We start from the raw sequence: 7,556 nt of genomic DNA on the forward strand, positions 1-7,556 counted from the left end.
GAGGGAAACTGGGCTCAGCGGGCCGAGGCCCAACTGCCGACCCGGCGAGCGGAGGAAGAGATCCAACGCCGGCTCGCTCACGGCCTGGCGGGCGCGCCGACGATCACTGATCGGACGATTCCGACCTTCGCCCGCGGCGAGATACCGCACTTCGCCGGTGAACGGGGCACATTCCTGAAATGCCCGTACATCGAGGACGTACACGACGTCGCCGACGCCGAGGTGGCAGTCTTCGGGGTTCCTCTGGACGCCGGGACGACATACCGGCCGGGTACCCGCTTCGGCCCGCAGGGGATCCGGCGCTCGACCAACCTGTTCGGCACCTACTCCTACGAGCTCGGCGTCGATCTGCGCGAGCAGCTCAACCTGGTCGACATCGGCGACGTGTTCACCATTCCCGGCAACCTGGAGAAGTCCTTCGACCAGATCAGCCAGGCAATGGCCCACGTCGTGCAACAGGGTGTGATGCCGGTCGTCCTGGGCGGGGACCACTCGATCGGCTTCCCGACCATCCGTGGGATGGCGCCGTACCTGGACGGCAACATCGGCATCATTCATTTCGACCGCCACGTCGACACTCAGGCAAGCGACCTCGACGAGCGGATGCACACCACGCCGTGGTTCCATGCGACCAACATCGGCAACGCGCCGGCCACCAACCTGGTCCAGATCGGCATCGGCGGCTGGCAGGCGCCACGGGCCGGGGTCACGGTCGGCCGTGAGCGCGGCACGACCGTCATCACCGTCGGCGACGTGGAACGGGTCGGCATCGAGAAGGTCGCCGAACTCGCCCTGGAGACGGCGTGGAAAAACGCCAAGGCCGTGTACCTGTCCTTCGACATCGACGTGATCGACGCCGGTTTCGTCCCCGGAACCGGCTGGCCCGAACCGGGCGGTCTCCTGCCCCGCGAGGCCCTCAACCTCGTCCGTATGATCTCCGAGCCCGGTCTGGCGGGCATCGAGGTCGTCGAGTGTTCCCCGCCCTATGACTGGGCCGAACAGACCGCGCTGCTGTCCAGCCGGGTGATCCTCGACAGCCTCGCCACCCAGGTCCGGGCCGGCAAGCTCGGTCGCAAACCGGCCACCGCCAACCGGGAGGCCTGGGGGCCCTATCCAGACAGCGTGCCCCAGCAGCCCTGACCGGCCGTTTACGACGGCATCGGCCGGTAGCGTTCGGGTCGGCCGATGCGAACATCGACTCCCGGGGAGTAGTGCACCAGGGGTTCGTCCCGCGGCTGCGGAAGTCCGGCCGCGGCGACGAGCCTGTCGTCGAGCGCCACAGCCTTGGCCCGGTGCATCGGCCACGGCTCGTGCCATGCCCGCGCGTAGCGGCGCCGGGTACCGGCCGCGCTGAACAGGATCCACCGGGCAGTCAGGAAATGGTCCCGCTCGTCGAGATCACCGGATCCGAACGGCTCACCGATCCGGATCGTCATCCGGCTGGTGGCGCGCGGACCGGGCCACCGCCGGGCGCAGGTGTAGGAGATCTCGTCCGGGGTCTCCACCAGCCGCATCGACGACCAGAAGTAGGGCAGCCGGTAGGTGGTGCGCGCGACGGCCACCGCACCGAGCCGGGCCGCGTCCAGAGAGAAAAACCAGATTCCCCGCCGCCCTTCATGATCATGAACGTAGGTACGGACGTTGGTTTCGCAGAAGGTCGACGCCCACGCCGCCCCGTGCCCGGCCGCGGTCGCGACCCGCATGAAGAACGGCACCAGGCCGACCCATGCCGCCCCGTCGTAGGTGTCGACCCGCAGGCCGCCCGGAAGAAGCTGCTGTACCACCGCCGGATCGAAGGGCCAGTGCACGAACGTCAGCCGCTCCCAGCGCTGTCGCATGATCGGTCTTTCCACCGTGAAGGGACACGACGCACCGAGCCCGGCCATCCCCTCCCCGACCATCCCATCACCGGCATCTGGGTCGTCGCGCTGCATGACCTCATGATGCCGGGATATCAGGCTTTATCCCATAGCCGATGGTTAGAAAAGCGACAGATACCCCGTACCGGCAGCGGGCAGGCTATGATCCCGCTTTATGATCATCTTACTGATCGTCCTGATCGTGATCGCCGTGCTGGTGCTGCTCACCTCGCTACGAACAGTGCAGCAGTACGAGCGGGGGCTGGTGTTCCGCTTCGGCCGGCTGCGGCCCACGCTCCGCGCCCCCGGCCTGACGATGGTGGTTCCGTTCGGCGTCGACCATCTCGTCAAGGTCAACATGCGGATCGTGGCGATGTCCGTGCCCACCCAGGAGTGCATCACCCGGGACAACGTGACGCTTACGGTGGAGGCGGTTGTGTACTTCCGGGTCATCGACCCGGTCAAGGCGATCGTCAACGTGGACAACTACACCTTCGCCGTGACTGAGGTGGCGCAGACCTCACTGCGTTCGGTCATCGGCCGCAGCGACCTTGATCATCTTCTTTCCGACCAGGAAAGGGTGAATGCCGAGCTGCGTGCGGTGATCGACGAACCCACCGAGAAGCCGTGGGGAGTCAAGATCGAACGGGTCGAGCTGAAGGACCTCGCGCTTCCCGAGTCGATGAAGCGGTCGATGTCCAAGCAGGCCGAAGCCGAACGGGAGCGGCGAGCCCGCGTGATCACGGCTGAGGGTGAGTTCCAGGCGTCGCGCATGCTCGCCCAGGCCGGCCGGGTGTTGGCCGCGGATCCCAGCGGCCTGCAGTTGCGACTCCTGCAGACCGTGGTCGAGGTGGCTGCGGAAAAGAACTCCACGCTGGTGATGCCGATTCCAGTCGAGTTGCTGCGGTTCTTCGACCGCGTCGTGCCTGTCGCGGACCCAACCAACACCGCAGACCCAACCGACGCAGACCCAGCCGACGCAGACGCAGGGTCGGCGCATTCGGGTGCGGAAAGCGCGTTACGGCTTTCGTCCGACCGCGCAGAACTGTGACACCTCGGCCGCACCCGCTTCGGCGGAATCCGGCCGCCACCGCGAGCACGACACCACCCCGGGCTCCAGCAGCTCCAGGCCGTCGAAGAAAGCGGCGATCTCCTCGCGGTTACGCAGAGTCATCTGCGATGAGCCTGCGTCGTTCCAGAGCCGGACCGCTTCCTCCATCGCCTCACCGTGGACCTCCGCGCTCGGATGAGCGACCACCAGGTAACTACCAGCCGGTAGCGCGGCAAGAAACGTCGCGACGCTCGCCCGCGCCTGTGCGGTGTCAACGACGAAGTTCAGGGAGCCGAGGAGCATCAACGCGACCGGCCGGGTGAAGTCGAGCGTGGCCTGCGCCGCCAGCAGGATCTTCTCCGGGTCGCGCAGGTCGGCATCGACGTACTCCGTTGTCCCCGACGGGCTGCTGGTCAGCAGAGCGCGGGCGTGTACCAGCACGATCGGATCGTTGTCCACGTAGACGATCCGGCACTCCGGCGCGAGCGCCTGTGCGACTTCGTGCGTGTTGTCGGCCGTGGGTAGACCGGTGCCGACGTCCAGAAACTGCCGGATCCCCGCCTCCGCTACGAGATAGCGGACAACCCGGCCGAGGAACGCCCGGTCGGCGCGGGCGGACATCACGAGGCTGGGCATCACCGTGAGGATGTGCTCGGCCATCTCACGGTCAGCCGCGAAGTTGTCCTTACCGCCGAGCCAGTAGTTCCAGACCCGGGCCGAATGCGGGATCGACGTGTCCAACGACAAGAGGGCCTGGTCAGAGGCCTCGGAAAGCTCGGACATGACACGGCGCCCTTTCGATCGATATCCCCGGTCAGCCGACAGTGTAGGGCCTCTCCGGTGGATATCGGCCGATCGGAATCAGGTTCGCGGGGCCACACCGATCGGCCGCACGGATCTCATCGCCGCGGCTTGGTCCACGGCATCGACACCGTCCGAGGCTTTGTCGACCTTCGCAGCCACGCCGGCGTCCGCCCAGCCTGCATGATCAGTTTCTTGGGCCGCGCGGCGGGCCTCGGCGAGGAACGGGCCGCCACCACTGGGGTCGAGCACACCCGCCTCCGCCCAGCTGAACCTGCCGGTCAGGACCTGCTGCGCGGCCCGGAAGTTCTCGGCGTCGTCGTTACGCCACAACGCGTCGAAGAGGGCGTCGACCCGCCGCCGGGACTGCCGGCAGAACAGGTCGGCCAACTCGACGGCGGTCGGCTCGCCGTCCCGCGCCAGCATCTGCGCGCGGACCACGGACGCACTCATGGCGAACAGCTCCGCGCCGATGTCGACGATGCGACCGAGGAACATCTGCCTCTTTTCCATCCCGCCCTTCCAGCGGCTCATGCCGTAGAAGGTGGAGCGGGCCATCTTGCGCGCGGACCGTTCAACGAACCGGAGATGGCCTGCGAGCGAGCCGAACTCGGCGAACGAACGGGGGTCGGTGCCCTCCCCCACGGCGAGCCGGGGCAGCCAGCGGGCGTAGAAACCCGCGGCGCGCGCGGAGGTCCGCGCCCTGGCCGACAACGGGACTTCGGTGTCGATGATGTCGCCGGCGACCGCCAGGTGGGTGTCGACGGCTTCCCGGGCGATGAGCAGCTTCATGATCTCACTGGAGCCTTCGAAGATCCGATTGATGCGCAGGTCGCGCAGCATCTGCTCGGCCGGGACGGGCCGTTCGCCACGGTTGGCCAGCGACTGGGCTGTCTCGTAGCCACGGCCACCGCGGATCTGCACCATCTCGTCGGCGACGAGCCAGGCCATCTCGCTCGCGTACAGCTTGGCGAGCGCGGCCTCGATCCGGATGTCCTTGCCACCTTCGTCTGCCATCATCGCCGACAGTTCGACGACCGCCTCCATCGCGAACGTGGTCGCGGCGATGAACGCGATCTTCTGGGCGATCGCCTCGTGCCGCCCGATGGGCTGACCCCACTGGACCCGCTCGGCGGCCCACTCACGGGCGATCCGCAACGCGTATTTGGCGGTGCCGGCGCAGACCGCGGGCAACGCCAGCCGGCCGGTGTTGAGGGTGGTCAGCGCAATCTTGAGCCCCTCACCCTCCCTGCCGAGCCGGTCCGCCGCCGGTACCCGTACCCGATCGAAGTGAGTGACACCGTTCTCGATACCGCGTAGCCCCATGAACTCGTTGCGGTGCTCCACCGTCACACCTGGTGCGTGGGCATCGACGATGAAGCAGGTGATGCCGCCGCGATGGTCCGCGGACTTCGGTACGACCGCCATCACGACCAGCCGGTCGGCGATCACACCGTTGGTGGTCCACAGCTTGCGCCCGGACAGCTCGTAGGCCGTGTCGTCGTCCACGGGGACCGCACGCGCGCTCATCCGGGCCGGGTCGCTTCCCACGTCCGGTTCGGTCAACAGGAACGCGCTGATCTCATTGCGGGCGACCAGCGGCAGGTAGGTGCGCTTCTGCTCGCTCGTGCCGAACCTGCGGACCGGTTCGGCCACGCCGATCGACTGGTGCGCCGAGAGCAGCGTCGGGATGGACGAGTGCCAGCTACCGGCGAGCGCCAGCGCACGGTTGTAGTAGAGGGTGCTCAGGCCGAGGCCGCCGTACTCCTGCGGGATCTTCATACCCAACGCGCCGAGCCGCTTGAGTCCTTCGACGACATCCGCCGGGATGTGACCGTCCCGCTCGATCGCCAGTGGATCCACGTGCTCGCGCAGGAAGGCCGCCAGCCCGGTGAGGAAGGCCTCGCCCCGGTCGCGGTCGGCCGCCGGCGGCCGTGGATGCGGTGAGATGAGATCGAGGCGGAGGTGACCGAGGAACAGCTCCTTACCGAACGACGGACGCGTCCATGCTGTCTCCCGCGCGGCTTCGGCGGCCTTACGAGCGTCCCTTTCGTCCACGTGTGGCATATTCAGCTCCCCAGGCTCAGCAGATCTGCTACGCCTTTACTTCCCCGTCCCGGGCGATCTACTTTCTGTCGCACACCGCAATCGCAGAGCGACTATTCAACCGTCCTATCAAGGGATATGCGTCTGGATGAAGGTCGAATCGGCCACGAGGTGGCGTCAACAGCGTTGACTACACTGTGGGTACCGACTACGAGGCAGATCAAAGGAGACCGGTGGAGACGGCGCAGCCCCGCCACACCCGCACCCCCCGTGGGACGTTGTCCCAGCAGCTTCTGCTCGACACCGCGATGGAGATCGTCGACATCGGCGGGGTCGGCGGCTTCAGCATGCGAGCGCTCGGCTCCCGGCTGAACATCGACCCGACCGCGGTCTACCGGCACTTCCGCACCAAGAACGAGCTCCTGGAGGCGCTGGCCGACCGGGTCGTGCGCGGTGAGGAACCGCTCCCCCACACCGGCGACCCGCCCGCCGACCTGCGCGAGACGTTCGCCCAGCTGCGCAGGTCACTGCTGCGCCATCCGACCCTCGCGCCGATCGTCCTGCGCCGGCCGCCGGGCGGCGAAGCCAGCTGGGAACGGACCAACCACGCGATCGGCCTGCTGCGTGACGCCGGCATGCCTGACCATGATGCGGCGAACGCCTTCCAGACGCTGCTCTTCTACACCCTCGGTCACGCCCTGACCGAAGCCCGCCACACCGCGGCGACCATCGCCCACAAGGGTCCGGACGCCACCGTCACCCCGGTGACCGCGATCAGCTCGGCCGCCGCCCGCTACCCCCACCTCGCCGCGGTCGCCGACCACCTCGCCGGGGCGATGGAAACCCAGTTCCACGAGGGTCTGGGCCTCATCCTCACCGCACTCGCGATCTGACCGCCCCGACGATCTGACGGCCCACCCCCGGTTGACTTCGGAACGTGTTCCGAAGTATTTTTGATCTATGTTCGCCCTCACCGTTTCCTTCTCCGACCTGTCGAAGAACTCCAAGAGGGTCGCTGACACCGTCGAACGCGCCCAGCGCGTCCAAGTGACGCGGCGTGACGGCGAGAACCTCTACCTGACCACGGAGCATCATGATCGGCAGCGGGAGGAGACCGCCGACGTCACCGCCCGTCTGTTCACCGCGCTGATTGGCAACGACGAAGGCGCGCGGGCTGTCCTGCTCGCCCTGCCCGAAGTCTTTCCCTGGAGTAGGCACCTGTCCGCCGACGAAATGCGCGAGTTCCTCACCGACCTCGTGAACGCGACCCGCGACGTCGCAGAACTGGATATCCATTCCCATCTGCACCGGGTCATCGTCGAGTGGCGCGCCACCGCCAGAATTCTCGCCAACCCCGAACTGACCGCAGCGCTGACGGCGCCCCTCCCGGATGAGGACCATGGGGAGGTGTATGCCCCGTGAGCCCCAAACGCGGAGACGATGTTCCCGCTCCACCGATCGGCAGCGAATGGCGGCTTCGGTTCGCCACGAACGAGGCAGCCAAAGGGTGGGGCGAGCTGTGCGCAGAAGCGGCCGGCAACACCCGCCGCTGCTACGAGGCGCTACGCAGCAATCCACTTTCGATGAGCGACCCGGATCGGCAGCACCGGCTACGCGGGCGCCTCGCTACGGCCATGCTCGGCGGCTCGGAGTACCCCCAATGGGAGTACGAGGTGACCGCTGGCGGCCGCGTACGTTACCTCGTCGACGAACCCCGCCGGACCGTGCATCTCGTCTACTCCGCCACCCGCCACCCCAGGGACACCGACAGCTGACGCTCACCGAACCAGGGGCAACAT

General features: G+C 67.4%; 8 protein-coding genes. 5 read left to right on the forward strand and 3 right to left on the reverse strand.

Annotated features, from left to right (window positions below):
• On the forward strand, positions 1-1,140 hold a 1,140-nt coding region (gene speB, locus U9980_RS10410), incomplete at its 5' end, for an agmatinase (RefSeq protein WP_322767731.1).
• An 8-nt stretch (positions 1,141-1,148) separates the two neighbouring features.
• Here speB and U9980_RS10415 read toward each other — a convergent pair.
• Positions 1,149-1,934 (reverse strand): DUF2071 domain-containing protein, encoded by a 786-nt coding sequence (locus U9980_RS10415; protein WP_322767732.1) that lies wholly within the window; start codon positions 1,932-1,934, stop codon positions 1,149-1,151.
• Between the two features lie 100 nt (positions 1,935-2,034).
• Between U9980_RS10415 and U9980_RS10420 the strand changes: the two genes are divergently transcribed.
• Entirely contained in the window at positions 2,035-2,910 is an 876-nt protein-coding gene (locus tag U9980_RS10420; protein WP_322767733.1) for an SPFH domain-containing protein, read from the forward strand.
• On the opposite strand, the gene U9980_RS10425 is transcribed toward U9980_RS10420, so the two are convergent.
• Together U9980_RS10425 and U9980_RS10430 are read right to left on the reverse strand one after the other, a co-directional pair.
• Complete coding sequence (locus U9980_RS10425; protein WP_322767734.1) at positions 2,878-3,693, reverse strand: SAM-dependent methyltransferase; 816 nt, start codon at positions 3,691-3,693, stop codon at positions 2,878-2,880. The genes U9980_RS10420 and U9980_RS10425 overlap by 33 nt on opposite strands.
• Before the next feature lie 78 nt (positions 3,694-3,771).
• Positions 3,772-5,778, reverse strand: coding sequence for an acyl-CoA dehydrogenase family protein (locus U9980_RS10430; RefSeq protein WP_322767735.1), 2,007 nt, complete (start codon positions 5,776-5,778; stop codon positions 3,772-3,774).
• A 212-nt stretch (positions 5,779-5,990) separates the two neighbouring features.
• Between U9980_RS10430 and U9980_RS10435 the strand changes: the two genes are divergently transcribed.
• The 3 genes from U9980_RS10435 to U9980_RS10445 all read left to right on the forward strand — a co-directional run bounded on the left by U9980_RS10435 (position 5,991) and on the right by U9980_RS10445 (position 7,532).
• Positions 5,991-6,650, forward strand: coding sequence for a TetR/AcrR family transcriptional regulator (locus tag U9980_RS10435; RefSeq protein WP_322767736.1), 660 nt, complete (start codon positions 5,991-5,993; stop codon positions 6,648-6,650).
• A gap of 67 nt (positions 6,651-6,717) precedes the next feature.
• Complete coding sequence (locus tag U9980_RS10440; protein ID WP_322767737.1) at positions 6,718-7,179, forward strand: hypothetical protein; 462 nt, start codon at positions 6,718-6,720, stop codon at positions 7,177-7,179.
• Positions 7,176-7,532, forward strand: a complete 357-nt coding sequence (locus U9980_RS10445) for a hypothetical protein (RefSeq protein WP_322767738.1) — start codon at positions 7,176-7,178, stop codon at positions 7,530-7,532. The genes U9980_RS10440 and U9980_RS10445 overlap by 4 nt, the downstream gene beginning before the upstream one ends.
• Positions 7,533-7,556 lie beyond the last annotated feature (24 nt).

It is taken from the genome of Protofrankia sp. Cr1, assembly GCF_963555865.1.
Classification (GTDB): Bacteria; Actinomycetota; Actinomycetes; order Frankiales; family Frankiaceae; genus Protofrankia.